At 43.2% G+C, this 1,276-nt stretch carries 2 protein-coding genes; both read left to right on the top strand.

What is annotated here, in order from left to right:
* Nucleotides 1-171 precede the first annotated feature (171 nt).
* Nucleotides 172-726 carry a non-canonical purine NTP pyrophosphatase gene (locus tag ECTPHS_RS14445; protein ID WP_008933352.1) on the top strand — a complete coding sequence of 185 codons (555 nt, stop codon included), beginning with the start codon at nt 172-174 and terminating at the stop codon, nt 724-726.
* Nucleotides 726-1,276: SIR2 family protein (locus tag ECTPHS_RS15295; RefSeq protein WP_008933351.1), on the top strand; the 551-nt coding region annotated here is incomplete at its 3' end. The genes ECTPHS_RS14445 and ECTPHS_RS15295, both read left to right, overlap by 1 nt.

The raw sequence follows: 1,276 nt of genomic DNA, 5'->3' as shown, positions 1-1,276 counted from the left end.
GGGGATACTCCAGGATCAGAGGTCGCATTTGGAATCGGAGGCTGGTGACATCCCCATGGTTCATATCCCATTTGGCATTGCAAACCAAAGAATCGAACAAGAAAATTCAGCGGACTCGTAAACTCGCCGCTGATTTGGGCGTTAGCTGTCATTCGCATATTGAGCGAGAGAATGGAAATTAGATTTGTTACCAAGAATCCCCATAAAGCCCGAGAGGTAGAAACAATACTCGGGGATATAGGTGTCTCTATAGTAGATGTCCACCTAAAAATCCATGAAATACAAACCGAGGATATTCAGGATATTGTTAGGGATAAGGTTCTAAAAGCTTTTAATGCTATTGGTAGGCCCGTATTTATTGAGCATACGGGCCTTTATATCAAAAGCCTACAAGGATTTCCTGGCGGTCTTACACAAGTATTCTGGGACAAGCTAAAAGCAGATAATTTTGCAAATCTGCTCGGCCGACTTGATGAAACAGAACTGACTGCTAAAACGGTAATCGCATTTTGTGATTCAAAAAAAATTCACGTCTTCGAAGGTGAGGTTGAGGGAAATATCGCACCTGAGCCGAGAGGAAATCGCGATTTTCAATGGGACTGCGTATTCATACCAAAAGGATATAACAAAACATTTGCTGAGCTGGGAGACAAGAAAAACGAAATCTCGATGCGTAAAATTGCTTTCGACAGATTTCGCGAATTCCTGCAGAAGGAGGTTCTCTAATGGAAGATCTGATTGCCTCCTATAAAGAACGGAACGTAATCTTGTTCGTCGGAGCTGGGGTTTCCAAGAATTTAGGGCTTCCCACCTGGTCTGAGTTGATTGACCATATAGCTAAAGAGCTAGGCTATGATCCCGAGATATATAAAACATTCGGGGAAAGCCTTGCGCTAGCAGAATACTACCGGGTTAAGAAAGGCAGTATCGGGCCGTTGCGAAGCTGGATGGACACAAACTGGCACTCTGACAAGGTCGACCTAGCCAGTTCTGTCATTCACAAGTCAATCGCAAACTCGAAGTTTCCGATGATTTATACAACTAATTATGACCGCTGGATCGAAAAGGCGTTTGAGCTTTACCATAAGCGCTTCATAAAAATTGCGAGTGTATCGGACATCCCTCTAATCAAAGATGGTGTAACGCAGGTTATAAAGTTTCACGGTGATTTCGATAATGACGATACCATTGTTCTAGATGAATCAAGTTATTACGAAAGACTGGAATTCGAAACGCCTTTAGACATTAAGCTGCGATCTGACGCTGGAGTATCCCC

Source organism: Ectothiorhodospira sp. PHS-1 (assembly GCF_000225005.1).
Classification (GTDB): domain Bacteria; phylum Pseudomonadota; class Gammaproteobacteria; order Ectothiorhodospirales; family Ectothiorhodospiraceae; genus Ectothiorhodospira.
This window is presented reverse-complemented; position numbering and strand designations above follow the sequence as displayed.